The organism is Streptomyces xanthochromogenes, from assembly GCF_014650455.1.
In the GTDB taxonomy this organism is placed as follows: Bacteria; Actinomycetota; Actinomycetes; order Streptomycetales; family Streptomycetaceae; genus Streptomyces; species Streptomyces xanthochromogenes.
This window is the reverse complement of sequence record NZ_BMUZ01000004.1, coordinates 702302-719429: the sequence shown is the minus strand read 5'-3', so window position 1 is coordinate 719429 and position 17128 is coordinate 702302. Positions and strand designations below refer to the sequence as shown.

Annotated in this window: 13 protein-coding genes; 8 read left to right on the top strand and 5 right to left on the bottom strand. The window is 71.9% G+C overall.

The genetic code is table 11. From position 1 onward, the window contains the following. Positions 1-312 (bottom strand): hypothetical protein (locus IE267_RS39620; protein WP_229861117.1); only part of this gene is annotated, 312 nt, incomplete at its 3' end. Positions 313-540: 228 nt separating this feature from the next. Between IE267_RS39620 and IE267_RS14265 the strand changes: the two genes are divergently transcribed. From IE267_RS14265 to IE267_RS14250, 4 genes are all read left to right on the top strand, one after another. Beyond that, complete coding sequence (locus IE267_RS14265; RefSeq protein WP_189763439.1) at positions 541-1503, top strand: SCO0930 family lipoprotein; 963 nt, start codon at positions 541-543, stop codon at positions 1501-1503. Positions 1504-1760: 257 nt separating this feature from the next. Next, a complete protein-coding gene (locus tag IE267_RS14260) occupies positions 1761-2573 on the top strand; it encodes an SAM-dependent methyltransferase (protein ID WP_167151967.1) in 813 nt (270 codons plus the stop codon). Further along, a complete protein-coding gene (locus tag IE267_RS14255; protein ID WP_161244906.1) occupies positions 2570-4744 on the top strand; it encodes a putative bifunctional diguanylate cyclase/phosphodiesterase in 2175 nt (724 codons plus the stop codon). The genes IE267_RS14260 and IE267_RS14255 overlap by 4 nt, the downstream gene beginning before the upstream one ends. A gap of 362 nt (positions 4745-5106) precedes the next feature. After that, a complete protein-coding gene (locus IE267_RS14250) occupies positions 5107-6522 on the top strand; it encodes a DUF8189 domain-containing protein (RefSeq protein WP_189763496.1) in 1416 nt (471 codons plus the stop codon). Positions 6523-6539: 17 nt separating this feature from the next. On the opposite strand, the gene IE267_RS14245 is transcribed toward IE267_RS14250, so the two are convergent. Continuing rightward, positions 6540-7442: a LysR family transcriptional regulator gene (locus IE267_RS14245; RefSeq protein WP_189763438.1), complete on the bottom strand. Its 903-nt coding sequence runs from the start codon at positions 7440-7442 to the stop codon at positions 6540-6542. An 83-nt stretch (positions 7443-7525) separates the two neighbouring features. On the opposite strand from IE267_RS14245, the gene IE267_RS14240 reads away from it, so the two are divergent. Genes IE267_RS14240 through IE267_RS14230 form a run of 3 tightly spaced genes read left to right on the top strand, consistent with a single transcriptional unit; the run spans position 7526 to position 10945 of the window. Beyond that, entirely contained in the window at positions 7526-8242 is a 717-nt protein-coding gene (locus IE267_RS14240; protein ID WP_189763437.1) for a succinate dehydrogenase, read from the top strand. Between the two features lies 1 nt (position 8243). After that, positions 8244-10193 (top strand): fumarate reductase/succinate dehydrogenase flavoprotein subunit, encoded by a 1950-nt coding sequence (locus tag IE267_RS14235; protein ID WP_189763436.1) that lies wholly within the window; start codon positions 8244-8246, stop codon positions 10191-10193. Then, on the top strand, positions 10190-10945 hold the full coding sequence (locus tag IE267_RS14230) for a succinate dehydrogenase/fumarate reductase iron-sulfur subunit (RefSeq protein ID WP_189763435.1): 756 nt from the start codon (positions 10190-10192) through the stop codon (positions 10943-10945). The genes IE267_RS14235 and IE267_RS14230 overlap by 4 nt, the downstream gene beginning before the upstream one ends. Before the next feature lie 78 nt (positions 10946-11023). Here IE267_RS14230 and IE267_RS14225 read toward each other — a convergent pair whose 3' ends face one another. The 3 genes from IE267_RS14225 to IE267_RS14215 all read right to left on the bottom strand — a co-directional run bounded on the left by IE267_RS14225 (position 11024) and on the right by IE267_RS14215 (position 16459). Beyond that, entirely contained in the window at positions 11024-12772 is a 1749-nt protein-coding gene (locus IE267_RS14225; RefSeq protein WP_167151953.1) for a glycosyl hydrolase family 18 protein, read from the bottom strand. Between the two features lie 243 nt (positions 12773-13015). Further along, complete coding sequence (locus IE267_RS14220) at positions 13016-15370, bottom strand: ATP-binding cassette domain-containing protein (RefSeq protein WP_189763434.1); 2355 nt, start codon at positions 15368-15370, stop codon at positions 13016-13018. Between the two features lie 36 nt (positions 15371-15406). Further along, entirely contained in the window at positions 15407-16459 is a 1053-nt protein-coding gene (locus IE267_RS14215; RefSeq protein ID WP_189763433.1) for an LLM class flavin-dependent oxidoreductase, read from the bottom strand. 128 nt (positions 16460-16587) lie between these two features. Between IE267_RS14215 and IE267_RS14210 the strand changes: the two genes are divergently transcribed. Continuing rightward, positions 16588-17076 (top strand): phosphatase domain-containing protein, encoded by a 489-nt coding sequence (locus tag IE267_RS14210; RefSeq protein ID WP_189763432.1) that lies wholly within the window; start codon positions 16588-16590, stop codon positions 17074-17076. Positions 17077-17128: the final 52 nt, after the last annotated feature.

The window sequence follows — 17128 nt, the reverse complement described above, 5'->3', positions numbered from 1 at the left end:
CGGTGCGGGCCGCGGCGGGGGCTGGGGCACGGGCGGCGCCGGCGGTGGCGGCGGTTCCGGCGGCCGCGGGGTGGGGGTGGGCGTGGGATGCGGGTGGGGGTGCGGATGCGGGTGGGAGTGCGGCGGCCAGGGGCACCGGTGGCCCGTGCCGGCGACCGCCCAGGGCGAGCCGCTGCTGCCCTGCGTCACGGAGGCGTAGGCACAGGCGTCGGCCTGGGTGGCCGGGGCGGGTGCCGACAGGAGCACGGTGAAGGCCGTTGCGGCGAGCAGCCGTCCGGCGAGGTGTCGTCCTTGCGCTAGTCGTCCTTGCACCAGGTGATCATCGGGCTGTTGAGCCGCCGCCATAGGGGGCGTAGAACCGATTCGCCTGAAGGGGGGAGTTCCCGGCGGATGTGCGTTCGCCGCGTTGACCGGCTGTTCGGGCCCGTTCGGAAAAATTTCCTCGTCCGGGTTGAACGCACCGTCACCCGCCGCCCGTACTTAGGGCCATCAACCGGCGCACCCCGCGCCTCAACGGCCTTACGGACAACGGGAGTTGACATGGGTACCTGGCGCAGCGCAGCGCTCGCGGCAGCGGCGGCGGCAGTACTGGCACTCACCGCGACGGGCTGCGGCCAGGACAAGGGCAGCAGCTACGCGGGCAGTGGCAACGGGCAACCGGTCGGCAACGCGAGCACCGCACAGCAGCCCGGCGACAACGCCTATGGTTCGAGCGGCGGTTACGGGCAGGCGGGCGGCGCCGAGGCGGCCGCGAAACAGGCGGGACAGCTGACGGTCAGCGACAGCAAGGAGCTCGGCAAGGTCCTCACCGACAGCGCCGGGTTCACGCTCTACCGCTTCGACAAGGACACCGCGAGTCCGCCGAAGGCCACCTGCGAGGGCGACTGCGCCAAGGCGTGGCCTGCGGTGCCCGCCGACGGCGTCACCGCGGCCGCGGGCACCGACGCCGCCAAGATCGGCTCGGTCACCCGCGCCGACGGCACCAAACAGCTCACCATCGGCGGCTGGCCGATGTACCGCTATGCCAAGGACACCAGCCCCGGCGACACCAACGGGCAGAACGTGGGCGGCACTTGGCACGCCGCCGCGCCCGACGGCAAGAAGGCCTCGGCCGAGGCCGCGCCGGCGCCCGCCGCCGCGCTGCCGGGCCTCTCGGTCCGCAAGGACGCCAAGCTCGGCGACGTCATCGTGGACGCCCGCGGCATGACCGTCTACCGCTTCAAGAAGGACTCGGCCTGGCCCATGAAGTCCGCCTGCACCGGCGCCTGTCTGCAGAAGTGGCCGGCGGTCGCGCCGGTCGGCAAGAACGACACCAAGGGCATCGCCCTCAAGGGCTTCGTCACCTTCGACCGGCCCGACGGGGTCAAGCAGCAGTCGATCACCTGCTGGCCCGTCTACACGTTCTCGGGCGACACCAAGCCCGGCGACACCAACGGCCAGGGCGTGGGCGGCACGTGGTACGCCGTGTCCCCCGAGGGCAAGCTCGTCGGCGCGCCCAAGTAGCCCGGGGCCCAACGCCGTCGGCCCGTCACCGCGACCCCCCACGCGGCGGCGGGCCGACGCACGTGTCCAGCCGGCGATACGATGGCGCGCGCTCTTGTGCAGACCCGTACGATACGGCGCACATGCCGTGGGCGTGTGACTAATAACGGACGAGCATTTTCCGTTTTTACTCGCTCTCTTGGCGGACGATCAGTAGCCTCAGGCGCAAACAATGGTCATGGTCATGGCCGTCCTGCGGCGACTTGTTGGAGACATTGATGGAGCGTCCCGCCTGGGCCCCTCAGGGCATCGACATCTCGGTGCCGAGCGTGTCCCGCATATACGACTACTACCTGGGCGGTTCGCACAATTTCGAGGTCGACCGGGAAGCGGCCCGCGAGGCCATGCGCTTCATGCCGGGCCTTCCCAAGGTCATGCAGGCGAACCGGGCCTTCATGCGCCGCGCGGTGCGATTCGCGGTGGACGAGGGAATCACCCAGTTCCTGGACATCGGATCCGGAATCCCGACTTTCGGAAATGTCCACGAGGTCGCCCAGTCGGCGAACCCCGAGGCCCGCGTCCTGTACGTCGACCACGACCCGGTGGCCGTCGCCCACAGCCACGCCGTCCTGGAGGGCAACGGCCGCGCCGGGATCGCCGCGGCCGACCTGCGCAAGCCGCAGGACATCCTGAGCGCCGCCGAGGACTCCCAACTCCTCGACCCGTCCCGGCCGGTCGCGCTCCTCCTGGTCGCCGTGCTGCACTTCGTCGAGGACCAGGACGACCCGTACACGGCCGTCGCCACCCTGCGCGACGCGCTCGCCCCCGGCAGCCTCCTGGTCCTCACGCACGCCGCCTACGAGGGCATCCCGCTCAGCGAAGAGGAGGCCGGCGGCACGGTGGGGGTCTACCGCAACATCAAGAACCCGCTCGTGATGCGCTCGCGCGAGGAGGTCACCGGGTTCTTCGACGGGTTCGAGGTGCTGGAGCCCGGCGTGGTCTCGATGCCGCTGTGGCGGCCGGAGGGCGAGGCCGACCAGGAGGATCCCTACGCCTTCTCGGGCTTCGCCGGTGTGGGGCGCAAGGCGTGAGCAAGTCGCCCAAACCGCAGGCCCCGGTCCTCGCGCCGGACAGCCCCGAGGACCGGCTCAGACGGTTCGCGACGATATGGAGCCGGGCGATCTTCCCGGTCACCGCGACCTCGCTGACCCGCCCCGAGTTCGAGCAGCACCTCGTCCCCCTCGCCCGCCGGCTCATCGACGCCCTGCACGGGCGGCACTTCGACCCCTCGCCCGCCCAGGAGATCGGCGCCGCCCTGGTCGCGGTGCACTGCACCGACCCGGATGCGCTGAGCCGCACCCTCGGCGTGGTCGAGTCCTATCTCGTCCTGTACTGCGGCACGGGCGACGAGCTGTCCGCCGAAGAGGCACGGGCCCGCTGTGCCCGGCTCCAGCACGCGCTCGCCGCCGGCTTCGCCGTGGCGCTGCGCGAACGCACCCGCTCCGAGCAGGAGGCCATCGCCCGCTCCGCCATGTCGGCGCGCAGCGCGGCCCTGGACGCCCTGCACGCCACCGAGGCCCGGTTCCGGGCCGTCTTCGAGGGCGCCGCGATCGGCATCGGCATCGCCGACCTCGAAGGCCGGGTCCTGGAGGTGAACGAGACCCTCACCCGCATGTTCGGCGGCATCGAGGGCCAGCTGCGCAGCCGCAACGTCAGCGAGTGGGTGCACCCCGAGGACGCCCCGCAGGTCTGGCGGCTCTACGACGAACTCGTCCGGGGCGAACGCGACCACTACCGGGTCGAGAAGCCCTACTACCGCGGCGACGGCACCGTCCTGTGGACCAATCTCACCGTCTCGCTCCTCCGTGACGCGGAGGGACGCCCGCAGTACCAGCTGGCGCTGATGGAGGACACCACCGAGCGTCGGCTGCTCAATCTCCGGCTGCGCTACGAGGCCACGCACGACGCGCTCACCGGACTCCCCAACCGCACCCTGTTCTTCGAGCGCCTGGAGAAGGCCCTGGCGCCGGGCGACGGCAAACGGTTCGGGCTCTGCTACCTGGACCTCGACGGCTTCAAGGCGGTCAACGACAGCCTCGGCCACTCGGCCGGGGACCGGCTCCTGGTCGAGGTCGCCGACCGGCTGCAGAGCTGTGCCACCGGGCCGGGCGAGATGGTGGCCCGCCTCGGCGGCGACGAGTTCGTGGCGCTCACCACGGGCCCGGACACCGCGTTCGAGGCCGACGAGCTGGCCGCGCGCATCCTGAACACCCTCGCCACCCCGATCCGTATCGAGGGCCGCGAGCTGACCGTGCGCGGCTCGATCGGCGTCGTCGAGGGCCCGGCGGGCGAGCGCAGCGCGGCCGAGGTGCTGCGCAGCGCCGACATCACGATGTACCGGGCCAAGTCGGCCGGCGGCAATCGCTTCGAGTTCGCGGACGCCGAGGCCGACGCCCGCGCGATCACCCGGCACGGGCTCACCAACGCGCTGCCGGCGGCCCTGGAGCGGGGCGAGTTCTTCATCGAGTACCAGCCGCTCGTGCACCTCGGCGACGGGAGCGTGCACGGTGCGGAGGCCCTGGTCCGCTGGTCGCACCCGCAGCACGGGGTGCTCGGGCCCGACCGGTTCATCCCGCTCGCCGAGCACACCGGGCTGATCGTGCCGCTGGGCCGCTGGGTGATGCAGGAGTCCGTGCGCCAGGCCCGCGCATGGCAGCTCGCCCACCCCGGCGCCACCGACGGCGGCCCGCTGCGCATCAACGTGAACCTGTCGCCGACCCAGCTCTACCATCCGGGACTGGTCGCCGACACCGTCGAGATGCTGGAGCGCACCGGGCTGACCCCCGGCGCGCTCTGCCTGGAGGTCACCGAGTCCGCGCTCATCGGCGCCGACGACGACCTCCTCAAGCCGCTGCGCCAGCTCGCCGAGATGGGCGTCGACATAGCCCTGGACGACTTCGGCACGGGGTACTCCAACCTCGCCAACCTGCGCCGGCTCCCGGTGAGCGTGCTCAAGCTGGACCGCTCCTTCACCCAGTCCATGCAGCAACTGCCCGCGGACCCGGTGGACATCAAGATCGTCGAGGGGATCGTGTCGCTCGCGCACAGCCTGTCGCTCGCGGTCACCGTGGAGGGCGTCGAGACGGGCGCCCAGGCCGAGCAGCTGAAGGAACTGGGCTGCGACACGGCCCAGGGCTGGTACTACGCGAGGCCCGGCGCCCCGGACCGGATCCACTCGCTGGCCCTCGTGGACGCGGTCTAGGCGGAGCCGCCGCACCTCGCTGCGCCCTGACCCCGCCCGGGCCGCCGTCCCCACGGCGCCCGGGTGGGATCGGGCGCGGCGCGGCCCGACCGCCGACGGGGCCGATGACGCCGCCGTAGCCCACGCGGCCCCGCCCTGTCAGCCCGTAAGGTTCCGGATTCACCGCCCGAGAAGCGCGTCGCTACCTTCCGAAGCGCTCGGCACCCGACGGTTGGACGGACCGTCACCGAGCTTCCCAGGAGGTCACGTTGACCGCGCGCCACCCCACCCGCGTCCGCGGACCGCTCGGCCGCGCCGGGTCACCGCACAGGCCGTTCGCCGCGCGCCGCGCTCGCAGAGCGCCCCACCGGGCCGTCGTGGCGATGTTCGCCTCCGTGCTGCTCGCGGCGGGCATCCTGGCCGGGGCCTCGCCGGCGTCGGCCGCCCCCAGCGATCTGTGCGCCCAGGTCGGCTACACGGCCGGCTTCCGCGGCGACGCCCTGGTGACCGCCGTCGCCGTGGCCCTGGCCGAGTCCAGCTGCAACCCGACGGCCACCAACGTCCAGAACAACACCCCGCCCTCCACGGACCGGGGCCTGTGGCAGATCAACAGCTACTGGCACCGCGAGGTCGACGACAACTGCGCCTTCGACCCCCAGTGCAACGCGAACGCCGCCTACGCCATCTCCTCCGGCGGCACCGACTGGGGGGCCTGGTCCACCTACAACCAGGGCGCGCACCTGCGCCACCTGGGCGAGGCGCGGGACGCGGTGGACCGTCTCGGCCACCACGAGCCGGGCCCGGCCCCGCTGGTGTTCCCCTCGGAGTCCGGGCGGGTGGTGTCGGCCCGTTCGGCGGACGGCCGGCTCGAGATCTTCGCGGCCGGGGCCGACGGCATTCATCACGCCTGGCAGGTCGGGGTGAACGGGACCTGGTCCGAGTGGGAGTCCCTGGGCGGCCCGGCGGGCGCAGAGCTGGCGATCGGTGCGAACGCGGACGGCCGGCTCGAACTCTTCGCGATCAACGGCAGTGTGTTCCAGCACCGGTACCAGACGGCGCCCTCGGCCGGCTGGTCCGGCTGGGAGGACTTCGGCGGGGGCGGCAAGGACATAGCGGTCGGTGCGAACGGCGACGGGCGCATGGAGGTCTTCGCCTCCGGCCCGAAGGGGCTCTTCCACCGGTACCAGACCGCGGCGAACAGCGGCTGGTCGCCGTGGGAGTCGGCGGGCGGCGGCCCCGCCGACAGCCGGATCGAGATGGAGAAGTCGTCCGACGGCCGGCTTGAGGTCTTCGCCATCAACGGGGACGTGTTCCAGCACCAGTTCCAGACCGCGGTCAACGGGGGCTGGTCCGCATGGGAAGAATTCGGCGGCGGCGGAGCCGATCTGACGGTGGATCACAATCAGGACGGCCGGCTTGAGGTCTTCGCCTCGGGGCCCAAGGGCGTCTTCCACAAGTACCAGACGAATCAGACGAGTTGGTCCGGGTGGGAGGCGACCGGCGGTCCCGCCGGCGCCCAGCTCACCAGCGAACGCTCGCCGGACGGCCGGGTGGAGGTGTTCGCGATCAACGGCAGCGTGGCCCAGCACCTGTGGCAGACCGGGGTGAACGCCCCGTACGGCCAGTGGGAGACCTTCGGCGGCGGCGGGTCCGAAGTCGTCGCCGCGACCAACGCCGACGGCCGCATCGAGGTCTTCGGCACGAGTCGGGACGGCGTCCACCACCGCTGGCAGACGGGCTTCTCGTCCTGGTCGGAGTGGGCCTGGCTCAACACCACATCGGGTCCGCCGGTCGGCTGATCCCGGCCCGGGACCGGTCAGCCGCCCGAGCGCAGGCCGGTCCCGATGCTCAGCAGGACCCGCTGCAACTCCCGCGCGGCGCGCGGCGGGTCCACGTCGCTGCGGTGGGCCAGGGCGATGGTGCGGCGCAGGCCGGGGCGGGCCAGCGGGGTCACCCGCAGGTCCCCGGTCCGTGCCGCCACCATGCTCGGCACCACCGCCACCCCGAGCCCTGCCCGCACGAAGCCGAGCACCGCGTCCATCTCGCCGCCCTCCACCGTGAAGGCGGGCTCGAAGCCCTCGGCGCGGCAGGCGGCCACCGTGAGCTCCCGCAGGTCGTAGCCGTGCCGGAACATCACCAGGGGCGCCTCGCGCAGGTCGGCGATGCGCACCGACGCGTCCGTGCCGGGCGGCGGCTCGGCGGCCGAGGAGACCACCACCAGGTCCTCCTGGAGCAGCTCGATCGTGGTGAGCGCGGGGGACGCGGCCGGCAGTGGCAGCACGATGAGCGCCAAGTCCAGTGCCCCGCGCGCCAGTTCGCGAACCAGATCGTGCGAGCCGCCCTCCTCGATGAGGAGCTGGATGCCGGGGTGGCGGTCGTGGAAGGCGCGCAGCACGTCCGGCAGCAGGCCCGTGCAGAGACTCGGCGTCGCGCCGAGCCGCACCCGGCCCCGCCGGAGCTGGGCCAGCTCCTGCACCTCGATGCGGGCGGTGTCGGCGTCCGCCAGGATGCGCCGGGCCAGCGGCAGCAGCGCCTCGCCCGCGTCGGTGAGTGCGATGTTGCCCCGGGCGCGGCTGAACAGCTCGGCGCCCAGCTCGTTCTCCAGCGCCTTGATCTGCTGGGAGAGCGAGGGCTGCGAGACGTGCACGCGCTCGGCGGCCCGGGTGAAGTGCCGGGTCTCGGCGACCGCCACGAAGTAGAGGAGCTGCTGGAACTGCATACTCCTACGATAGGCCATCCCTATGGAGATGAGCCGAACCATGTCTTGGACCTCTTGGGTCGTTCGCCTCTAGCGTCGTTGGCATGGCTCTGGCAACGCGCACCGACAAACGGACGGACAAACGCCCGTCCCTGCCGCGCACACTCTGGGACTCGACCGTCGGCAAGAAGACGGTCATGGCCGTGAGCGGTCTGATCATGCTGTCCTACCTGGTCGTGCACATGATGGGCAACCTGAAGATCTTCTTCGGGGCCGGCCAGTTCGACTCGTACGCGCACTGGCTGCGCACCATCGGAGAGCCCTTCCTGCACTACGAGTGGGCGCTGTGGCTCATCCGCGTGGTGCTCGTGGCCGCCGTCGTGGGCCACGCCGTCGCCGCGTACCAACTGAGCCGCCGGGACATCAGGGCGCGGCCCCGGGGATACGTCCACAAGCGGGCCCGGGCCAGTTACGCGACCCGCACCATGCGCTGGGGCGGCATCATCCTCGCCCTGTTCATCGTCTGGCACATCCTGGACCTGACGACCGGCACCGTGCACTCCGGCTTCCGGCCCGGCCACCCCTACCAGAACGTCGTGGACACCTTCTCCACGTGGTACGGGAACACGATCTACATCGTGGCGATGGCCGCGCTCGCCCTGCACGTCCAGCACGGATTCTGGAGCGCGGCCCAGACCCTCGGCGCCGGCAGCGCCACCCGCGACCGGGTCCTGAAGACCCTCGCGGTCGTCCTCGCGGTGCTGCTCTTCGCCGGATTCGTCTCCGTACCCGTCGCCGTCATGACCGGAGTGGTGAGCTGACATGACCTCGTACACCGACTACACGCTGGGCGACCCGGTCGCCGACGGCCGCGCTCCCCGGGGGCCGATCGCGGAGCGCTGGGACACCCGTCGCTTCGAGGCCAAGCTGGTCAATCCGGCCAACCGCCGCAAGCACACCGTCATCGTGGTCGGCACCGGCCTCGCGGGCGGCTCGGCCGGAGCCACCCTCGCCGAACAGGGCTACCACGTCGTCCAGTTCTGCTTCCAGGACTCCCCGCGCCGCGCCCACTCCATCGCCGCCCAGGGCGGCATCAACGCCGCGAAGAACTACCGCAACGACGGCGACTCCGTCCACCGGCTGTTCTACGACACCGTCAAGGGCGGCGACTTCCGCGCCCGGGAGTCCAACGTCCACCGCCTCGCGCAGATCTCCGTCGAGATCATCGACCAGTGCGTGGCCCAGGGCGTGCCGTTCGCCCGGGAGTACGGCGGGCTGCTCGACACCCGCTCGTTCGGCGGCGTCCAGGTCTCGCGCACCTTCTACGCCAGGGGCCAGACGGGACAGCAGCTCCTGCTCGGCGCCTACCAGGCGCTCTCCCGCCAAATCGCCGCGAGCAACGTGGAGTTGCACGCCCGCACCGAGATGCTCGACCTGATCGTGGTGGACGGCAGGGCCCGCGGCATCGTGGCCCGCGATCTCGTGACCGGGAAGATCGACACGTACTTCGCGGACGCGGTGGTCCTCGCCAGCGGTGGTTACGGCAACGTCTTCTACCTGTCCACCAACGCCATGAACTCCAACGCGACTGCGATCTGGCGGGCCCACCGCCGGGGCGCCTACTTCGCCAATCCCTGCTTCACGCAGATCCACCCGACCTGCATCCCGCGCACCGGCGAGCACCAGTCCAAGCTCACCCTGATGAGCGAGTCGCTGCGCAACGACGGCCGGATCTGGGTGCCGAAGGCCAAGGGCGACAGCCGCCCGGCGGCCGAGATCCCCGAGGACGAGCGCGACTACTACCTGGAGCGCATCTACCCCGCCTTCGGCAACCTGGTGCCGCGCGACATCGCCTCGCGCGCCGCCAAGAACGTCTGCGACGAGGGACGCGGGGTCGGCCCTGGCGGACAGGGCGTCTACCTCGACTTCGCCGACGCCATCGCGCGGATGGGCCGGGCCGCCGTCGAGGCCAAGTACGGCAACCTCTTCGACATGTACGCGCGGATCACCGCCGAGGACCCGTACGGGACGCCGATGCGGATCTACCCCGCCGTGCACTACACGATGGGCGGCCTCTGGGTCGACTACGACCTCCAGACCACCGTGCCGGGCCTGTTCGCGATCGGCGAGGCCAACTTCTCCGACCACGGTGCCAACCGCCTCGGCGCCTCCGCGCTGATGCAGGGCCTCGCCGACGGCTACTTCGTGCTGCCCGCCACCATCAACGACTACCTCGCGCGCAACCCGCACCACGAGCAGGTCACCGCCGCGCACCCGGCGGTCGCCGAAGCCGTCGCCGAGACCGAGGACCGCCTGAACCTGCTCCTGGCCGTGGACGGCGACCGCACCCCCGACTCCTTCCACCGCGAGATCGGCGAACTCATGTGGGAGTACTGCGGGATGGCCCGCACCGAGTCGGGCCTGCGCAAGGCGCTCGACCGCATCCCGCAGATCCGCGAGGAGTTCTGGCGCCGGATCAAGGTGCCGGGCGTCGGCGAGGAGTTCAACCAGGCCCTGGAGAAGGCCAACCGCGTCGTCGACTACCTGGAGCTCGCCGAGCTCATGTGCCTCGACGCGCTGCACCGCGTGGAGTCCTGCGGCGGCCACTTCCGCGAGGAGTCCCAGACTCCGGACGGCGAGGCCGAACGACGCGACGCGGAGTTCTCGTACGCGGCGGCCTGGGAGTTCGCGGCCACCGGCGAGGCCCCCGTTCTGCACAAGGAAGACCTCGTCTTCGAGTACGTCCATCCCACTCAGCGGAGCTACGCATGAAGCTCACCCTGCGCGTCTGGCGTCAGAAGGACGCCAACTCGCCCGGCGCCATGGCCCTTTACGACGTCGACGACATCTCGGCCGACATGTCGTTCCTCGAAATGCTCGACACGCTCAACGAGGAGCTCATCCTCAGGGGCGAGGAGCCGGTCGCCTTCGACCACGACTGCCGCGAGGGGATCTGCGGGGCCTGCTCGCTCGTCATCAACGGCGACGCCCACGGCCCCGAGCCCACCACGACCTGCCAGCTCCACATGCGGTCGTTCCGTGACGGCGACACCATCGACGTCGAGCCCTGGCGTGCGTCGGCGTTCCCGGTGGTCAAAGACCTGGTGGTGGACCGCTCGGCCTTCGACCGGATCATCCAGGCCGGCGGCTACATCAGTGTCCCGACCGGTGCCGCACCCGAGGCGCACGCCACCCCCGTGCCCAAGCCCGACGCCGACTTCGCCTTCGAGCACGCCGAGTGCATCGGCTGCGGCGCCTGCGTGGCGGCCTGCCCCAACGGCTCGGCGATGCTGTTCACCTCGGCCAAGGTCAACCATCTGAACGTGCTGCCCCAGGGCGCCCCCGAGCGTGAGACCCGGGTCCTGGACATGGTCGGGCAGATGGACGACGAGGGCTTCGGCGGCTGCACTCTGACGGGGGAGTGCGCCACGGCGTGCCCCAAGGGCATCCCGCTGCCGTCGATCGCGGCCATGAACAAGGAGTGGCTGCGGGCGACGCGGAAGGCGCGCAAAGTGGGCCGCTGACACGGGTGGGGCGCGCCCCCGGGGGTACTCCGGGGGCGCGCCCGTGTTCTCAACCGGCCCGTCCGAGAGCCGAGTCGACTAGGCCACGGACAGGTCGTCGCCGTACACCGCGCCCTGGCCGTACCAGCCGTGCAGGTAGACGGTGACGGTGCCCGAGGCGCCGGTCGTGAACGGCACGCTCAGCTTGGACCAGCCGGTCGAGCTGGTCCAGGCGCTGGCGGTGGCGCCGCCCCGGACCCCGAGGTAGGCGTAGCTGCCCTGCACCCAACCGCTCAGCGTGTACTTGGTGTTGGGGGCCAGGGTGAGCGTCTGCGCGCACTCGCCGGTGGCCGCGGAGGTGGGCGCGGTCTTCACGGCGTGCGAGCCGCCGTGCACCGGGCTCGCCACCACGGCGGCGCCGCTGTCACAGGTCCACGGAGTGAGCGAGCCGCTCTCGAAACCGCCGTTGACCAGAGCCCCGGTGTTGCCGCCGGGGCCCGACACGGTGAGCGTGAACGTCGTCGAGTGGGTGAGCGTGCCCGCCGCGCCGGTGAGGGTGATCGGGTACGTTCCGGGCGCGGCCGATGCCGATGCCGCGACGGTGAGCTGGGCCGAGGCGCCCGCCGTGACCGAGCTCGGCGTGAGCGTCGCGGTGACCCCGGCGGGAGCGCCGGTGGCGGTCAGCGCCAGGGACTTGGCGCTGCCGGAGGTCACGGCCGTGCTCACCGTGGCGGTGGTGGAGCCGCCGGGTGCCACGGAGGCCGAGCCGGGCGCGACGGCCACCGAGAAGTCGTCCTGGACCGGCCCGCCGCCCCCGGTGAACGGCTCGAAGGTGTGGCTGAAGTACCACGGGTCCTGCGCGATGCCCGAGCAGGTGTCGGAGCCGCCGGTGCCCGGGCAGCCGCCGTTGTCACGCTGGAGGGCCCAGAAGGAGAGGGTGTTGATGCCCTTGGCGGTGGCCCAGTTGTAGACGGCGGTCGCGTCCGCCGTGGTGAACGTCTCGGCCGGGCCGTAGTCGTCGATGCCCGGCATCTCGGTCACGCCGACCATGCCCCACAGCTGGGTGGACGACTTGCCCGGGTAGAGCGAGGCCAGCTGGTTGTAGAGGCCGGTCGCGGCGGTCTGGGTGTCGTTCGCCATGTTGTGCGTGGCGCCGTCGTAGTAGTCGAAGGTCATGATGTTCACGACGTCGACCTTCGCGCCGTACTTGACCGCGCTGTTGAGCACCGCGAGCCCGCTGTCGGCGAGGCCGCCGGTGGTGGTGGGCAGGGTGTAGGAGATCTGCACGGAACGCCCGTTGGCGGCCGCCCAGTCCTGCACCTTCTTGATCGCCTGGTTGCGGCGGTCGATGCCGGCCTTGTTGGTCAGCGAGTTGTCCTCGATGTCCATGTCGAGCCGCGACAGGTCGTAGGTGGTGATGACCTTCTCGTAGGCGGCGGCGATCGAGTCCACGTTGGTGCAGCTGTCGGCGATCTCGGTGCCGCCGTTGTCGGCCGCGTACCCGCCGAAGGACGGTATGACGTCACCGCCGCGCGAGCGGATGGTGGAGATGTCGGCACCGAACACGGAGGACGAGATCGGCTGACTGGTCGAGCCGTTCCAGTAGGGGGTGCAGGACCCCTTGGCCTCGGTCTGCACGAACGCCATCGTCAGGTACTTGGCTCCCGACTTCTGCGCCAGGTCGGCGGGACTGTCGGAGGAGTACGCCTCGAAGTACGGCGCGAAGACATGCGCGGGCAACGGGGTCGCGGCGTGCGCGGCACCCCCGGCCCCGAGCACGAGGCCGGCGGACGCGGCGACGGTACTGAGCGTGGCGAACAGGGCGCGGACGGATCTCGGACGTCTCATCGGGGCTCTCCGACGGGGGGTGAGAGAAGGGTGCGGACGCCCCATGATTGGTCTGGACCAACGACCGGTCAAGGGTCTAGGCCAATTCATTCCGCGCGCTTTGCCTTGGGGCCCAACTGACCTGCGGGGCAAGGGAGTCGGTGTGGTGACGTCCCGTCGGGGACGGCCGCGGCTGTGACTCCCGCCGGAGGATTTTGGCCCCTCGGACGGAACGAAGGGGTGGCCGCTCCGCGCTCCCCTCCGCTAGCGGGCCCCCGTGCCGCCGGCCAGCGCCCTGGCGAGGTAGGGCGCGGTGCGGCTCGTGCCGGAGGCGGCGACTTCGGACGGGGGGCCCGCGGCCACCACGCGGCCGCCCTCGTCGCCGCCGCCGGGGCCGAGGTCGACCACCCAGTCGGCGCCCGCGACCACGCCCATGTCGTGCTCGACGACGATCACCGAGTGCCCCGCGTCGACCAGGCCGTGCAGCTGGCGCAGCAGGATCTCCACGTCGGCGGGGTGCAGACCCGTCGTGGGCTCGTCCAGGACGTACAGGGTGTGTTCGCGGCGCCGACGCTGCAACTCCGTTGCCAGCTTGATGCGTTGGGCCTCGCCGCCCGACAGTTCGGTGGCGGGCTGGCCCAGGCGCAGATAGCCGAGGCCGACGTCCAGCAGCGCGCCCAGACTGCGGGCGGCCGATGGCGTGTCCGCGAAGGCCTCCGCCGCCGCCTCCACCGTCAGGTCGAGCACCTCGGCGATGTTGCGGCCCCGGTGGGTCACTTCGAGGGTCTCGGTGTTGTAGCGGGCGCCGTGGCAGTCCGGGCAGGGCGTGTACGTGCTCGGAAGGAAGAGCAGCTCCACCGAGACGAACCCCTCGCCCTGACAGGTCTCGCACCGGCCGCCCGCCACGTTGAAGGAGAACCGGCCCGCCTTGTAGCCGCGTGCCTTCGCCTCCGGTGTCTCCGTGAACAGCTTGCGCACGACGTCGAAGAGGCCGGTGTAGGTGGCCAGATTGGAGCGCGGAGTGCGCCCGATGGGTTTCTGATCCACCCTCACCAGACGTCCCACGCCCGGGAGTTGTTCGGAGATCGCATCCACGAGGGTGGACTTGCCGGAGCCGGAGACGCCGGTGACCGCCGTGAACACCCCGAGCGGGAACGCCGCGTCCACGCCGTGCAGATTGTGCCGGGTCACACCGGTCAGTTCGAGCCGGCGCAGGGGCTCGCGGACCGTGCGGCGCGGCGCGGGGGAGCGGTCGAACAGGAAGCGCCGGGTCGCCGACTCCTCGACCCGCGCGAGGGCGTCGGGCGGCCCGCTGTGCAGCACCCGGCCGCCGTGTTCACCGGCCAGCGGGCCCACGTCCACCAGCCAGTCCGCGTGCCGCATCACATCCAGATGGTGCTCGACGACGAACACCGAATTGCCCGCCGCCTTGAGCCGGTCCAGGACCGCGAGCAGCGCCTCGGTGTCGGCCGGGTGCAGCCCCGCCGACGGCTCGTCCAGGACGTACACCACGCCGAACAGACCCGAACGCAACTGGGTGGCGAGCCGCAGGCGTTGCAGTTCGCCCGCCGAGAGGGTGGGCGCGGTCCGGTCCAGGCTCAGGTAGCCCAGGCCCAGCTCGACGACCGGGGCGATGCGGGAGAGCAGATCGCCGGTGAGCACGTCCGCGGTCGCACCGCCGCCCGCTTCGGCGAGCAGCGCGGCGAGGGCGGTGAGCGGGAGGGAGACGACGTCGGCGATCGTGCGGCCCGCGAACGTCACGGCCAGCGCCTCGGGCCGCAGCCGGCGGCCCTCGCACACCGGGCAGTCGGCTGCGGTCAGGAAGCGCTCGGCCTTCGCCCGCAGCGTCTGGCTCCTGCTCTCCGCGAACGTCTTCATCACATAGCGCTGCGCGCTGAAGTACGTTCCCTGGTAAGGGCGTTGGATGCGCCCCGCCTCGCGCACCGGATGCACGGTCACCACCGGCTGCTCGGGCGTGAACAGGATCCAGTCCCGGTCCTCCTGGTCGAGCTCGCGCCAGGGCCGGTCCACGTCGTACCCGAGCGTGTCGAGCACGTCGCGCAGGTTCTTGCCCTGCCACGCGCCGGGCCAGGCGGCGATCGCGCCCTCGCGGATCGAGAGCGAGGGGTCGGGCACGAGCAGCGCTTCACTGGTGCGGTGGATACGGCCGAGCCCCTGGCACTCCGGGCAGGCGCCGACGGCCGTGTTGGGCGAGAAGGCGTCCGAGTCCAGGCGCTCCGCCCCCGCCGGATAGTCCCCGGCCCGGGAGAACAGCATCCGCAGCGAGTTGGAGAGCGTGGTCACCGTGCCGACCGACGAACGCGAGCTGGGCGCCGAGCGGCGCTGTTCGAGCGAGACGGCGGGCGGCAGGCCCGAGATCTCGCCGACCTTCGGCGCTCCCACCTGGTGGATCAGCCGGCGCGCGTACGGCGCGACCGATTCGAAGTAGCGGCGCTGCGCCTCGGCGTAGATCGTGCCGAAAGCGAGTGAGGACTTCCCCGATCCGGAGACGCCGGTGAACACGGCGAGACAGTCACGCGGAACGTCGACGTCCACCCCGCGCAGATTGTGCTCACGGGCACCGCGGACACGGACGTACGGATCAGAGGGGCTTTGCATACCGGAATTCTACGGCCGGACGCGCATCCGTGATCTTCAGCCCCGAGGTGTCGGCCGCCCGTGGTCCTCGGACCCGGACGCCGCGTCCAGACCGGCGAGACGGGCGAGCCGACGGTAGGAGCCCAGCAGCGCCGTGCGGTCGTACGTGCTCGTGGTGACCAGGAACTCGTCGGCGCCGCTGTGTCCGATGACCTTCTCCAGGGCGTCGGCCACCTCCTCCTCGGTCCCGTACACCTGGCCCCGCAGCGCCTCCTCGAACAGGGCCCGCTCGCGGTCGGTCATCGTCGACGTGGGGACGTCCTCGGCGGGGGTGAGGGGCGGGAACTCGCCGCGGGTGCGCGAGTACGCCGTCGACCAGGCCTCCGGGAGCAGGATGCGGCGCGCCTCCCGTGTGCTGTCGGCGACGGCGACCGTGCCGGAGACCACGATGTACGGGCGCTCGGACCGCGCCGAAGGGCGGAAGGCGGCGCGATAGTCGTCGATGGCCCGCAGCATCGCGTCCTCGCCCCGTACGTTCGCGATGACCAGGGGCAGCCCGGCCTCGGCGGCGATCCGGGCGCCCTTGCCCGTGGCCAGCACGAACGCGGGGACGGCGAGGCCCTCGGCGGGGCGGGCGTGCACCTGGGGGTGGGCCTGCTGGGTCCCGTCGAAGTAGCCGAGCAGTTCGGCCAGCTGTCCGCCGAAGTCGTCGGCGTCCTCCTTGCCCCGGCCGAGGGCCTTGCGTATCCCGTCGGTGAAGCCCACCGACCGGCCGAGCCCCATGTCGATCCGGCCCGGGAAGAGCGAGTCGAGCACCCCGAACTGCTCGGCCACGACGAGCGGTTGGTGGTTGGGCAGCATCACGCCGCCGGTGCCGACCCGGATCGTGGCGGTGGCCGAGGCGACGGCCGCGGCCAGCACCGCCGGAGCCGATCCGGCGACGCCGGGCACCGAGTGGTGCTCGGACACCCAGAACCGGTGATAGCCGAGCCGCTCGGCCTCGCGGGCCAGCGCCACGGTGTCCCGCAGCGCCTGCGGGCCGTCGTGCCCGGCACGGACGCGCGAGCGGTCGAGTACGGAGAAGCGGGTTGTCGCGATCACAGAGCTCACACAGGGGTCAACGTCCGCGCCGCCCGGGGATTCCCGTGCGGCTCGTGCGGGGCGGGACGGCCCCTCGTGACGCGCCCGCGGCGGACCCGCCCGACGCGGGTCCGCCGCCCGCGCCCTAGCCTGGGCGCGTGATCGACAGAACCCGGCCGTACGCCGTCTTCGACCTGGACGGCACCCTCGCCGACAGCTCGCACCGCCAGCGTCACCTCGACCGCAGGCCGCGCGACTGGGACGCCTTCTTCGCCGCCGCCCCCGCCGACCCTCCGCTCACCGAGGGCGTGGCGCTGTGCCTGGCGGCCGCCGAGGAGTGCGAGGTCGTCTACCTCACCGGGCGGCCCGAGCGCTGCCGCCGGGACACCCTGGAGTGGCTCGCCGGGCAGGGCCTGCCGGCCGGCACCGTGCACATGCGGCGCAACGACGACCGGCGGCCCGCCCGCCTCACCAAGCTGGAGATCCTGCGGAGGCTGGGCCGCGGCCGCGAGATCCGGATGCTGGTCGACGACGACGAGCTGGTCTGCGACGCCGCCGAGCAGGCCGGATTCCGGGTCGTACGGGCACGCTGGACCGGGGCCAGTGCCGCGCTGAAGGACGCCCAGGAGCGCGAGGGCCGTACCTGAGGGCGCACCCCCGGCCATCGGCACTCCGGCCGCACGCGGTCCCGGAGGTCCC

Excerpts from the sequence above, each read along its gene's own strand:
- IE267_RS14235 (WP_189763436.1), top strand. The coding sequence starts at position 8,244 with ATGACCTCGTACACCGACTACACGCTGGGCGACCCGGTCGCCGACGGC.
- IE267_RS14260 (WP_167151967.1), top strand. The coding sequence starts at position 1,761 with ATGGAGCGTCCCGCCTGGGCCCCTCAGGGCATCGACATCTCGGTGCCG.
- IE267_RS14220 (WP_189763434.1), bottom strand. The coding sequence starts at position 15,370 with ATGCAAAGCCCCTCTGATCCGTACGTCCGTGTCCGCGGTGCCCGTGAG.
- IE267_RS14250 (WP_189763496.1), top strand. The coding sequence starts at position 5,107 with ATGTTCGCCTCCGTGCTGCTCGCGGCGGGCATCCTGGCCGGGGCCTCG.
- IE267_RS14225 (WP_167151953.1), bottom strand. The coding sequence starts at position 12,772 with ATGAGACGTCCGAGATCCGTCCGCGCCCTGTTCGCCACGCTCAGTACC.
- IE267_RS14265 (WP_189763439.1), top strand. The coding sequence starts at position 541 with ATGGGTACCTGGCGCAGCGCAGCGCTCGCGGCAGCGGCGGCGGCAGTA.
- IE267_RS14230 (WP_189763435.1), top strand. The coding sequence starts at position 10,190 with ATGAAGCTCACCCTGCGCGTCTGGCGTCAGAAGGACGCCAACTCGCCC.
- IE267_RS14245 (WP_189763438.1), bottom strand. The coding sequence starts at position 7,442 with ATGCAGTTCCAGCAGCTCCTCTACTTCGTGGCGGTCGCCGAGACCCGG.
- IE267_RS14240 (WP_189763437.1), top strand. The coding sequence starts at position 7,526 with ATGGCTCTGGCAACGCGCACCGACAAACGGACGGACAAACGCCCGTCC.